Raw genomic sequence first — 1347 nt, 5'->3', positions numbered from 1 at the left:
CAAGGAAGAAAAGAAAGCAACCATTCAAATTGGTGGTGACCAAACAGCAGAGCAAGCTCTTGGGATTTCAGCCAAGCAGTTGGACCTCAGTAAGCTGGACTGGAAAACTTTTGACGGTTCAGGGGATTCCAAATCAACAGCGAAAGCAGAAGAGAAAAAATCAGAAAGCTTCCAAGTGCAAGTCAGTGTGTCGGATCTCCGTATTCGAAAAAAGCCCTCAACCTCAGCTCCCTCTGCAGGGATGATCGCAAAAGGAACTCACACCATTACGGAAACAGTGGATGCGGATGGTCATACGTGGGGCAAATTGGAATCTGGACAAGGCTGGATCGCCCTTGAATTCACAACGCGAGTGGATGGTTCTAAATCAGCCAGTTCAAGTAAGAAAAGCAGCGGAATGAACATTCAAGAAATTCAGAACGGTGATTTTTCAAGTATTGCAGGAACCTGGAGAAATGGGAAGGGTTGGACACTGGTATTTGATGGGAATGGATCGGCAAATCAGGTTTTCCTGAACGGTGAAAATATGCTGGTCAATCGAATTCAACAAACAGATAATCACCTTAGTGGAGGATTCAGTAATCCTAAGTATAAGGTGGGTGGTGCAATTATAAGATTCATTCCAGCAGGAACTTCTCTGCCTGTATACGTTGAACAAATAGCAGATCCTTCTGATAGTGGAAAAGACCGCATTTGGACAGGTCAATCAGCAGGGTGGGAAGCAAGCGACTTCTTCTACCGTGTGGACTAAAGGAGTGGTACTATGAGAAAATTGATGATTTCACTACTGGCGGCTGCATCCGTGCTATCTCTAGTGGCTTGTACGCCCAAACGCTATGAACGCCAAAGCAAACCGAAAACGGCAAGCTCTTCGTCGGTCAAAAAAGAGAAGAAAGATACAGGTCAGAAGTATTATCAAGAGGTATTAGATCGCTATAAGTCTTATGCCGTTGCCATTCATACTAAGGACCAAACAGCTTTACAAAATGAACTGAAGAAGATCGAAGCAACTTCAGAAGAATATGCCTATGTCTTTAACCTTCAAACACTTGGGAGTACCAATGAGTGGCAATATGCTTTTGAGGATCTTAATCGTGATGGTAATGATGAACTGCTGATTGGGGATGGCAAAACGATTGCTGCGGTGTATTATTTGAAAGATAACCAGCCAACCTTGCTCCATGTAGCCTATGTAGCTTCTGCAGGTGGCTATCGCTCCAGCTTAGATGTTTTTGACAATGGACAAATCGTCTACGCCACTTGGCAATCCCTTAATCCAGAAATGGAATTAACCCTTTATTCACTAGGAAAAGGGGGAGCCAAGGAAGAAAAGAAAGCAACCATTCA

At 43.9% G+C, this 1347-nt stretch carries 1 protein-coding gene and 1 pseudogene; both read left to right on the top strand.

Annotation, left to right across the window (positions count from 1 at the left end):
* Positions 1 to 751 (top strand): DUF6287 domain-containing protein (locus HMPREF2685_RS02830; RefSeq protein WP_222560473.1); only part of this gene is annotated, 751 nt, incomplete at its 5' end.
* A gap of 12 nt (positions 752 to 763) precedes the next feature.
* Positions 764 to 1347, top strand: a pseudogene (locus HMPREF2685_RS02825) (hypothetical protein); the annotation flags it as partial.

This window comes from Streptococcus sp. HMSC074F05 (assembly GCF_001808725.1).
Lineage (GTDB): Bacteria > Bacillota > Bacilli > Lactobacillales > Streptococcaceae > Streptococcus > Streptococcus parasanguinis_I.
The sequence above is the reverse complement of the archived record's forward strand: the minus strand, read 5'-3'. Positions and strand labels throughout refer to the sequence as shown.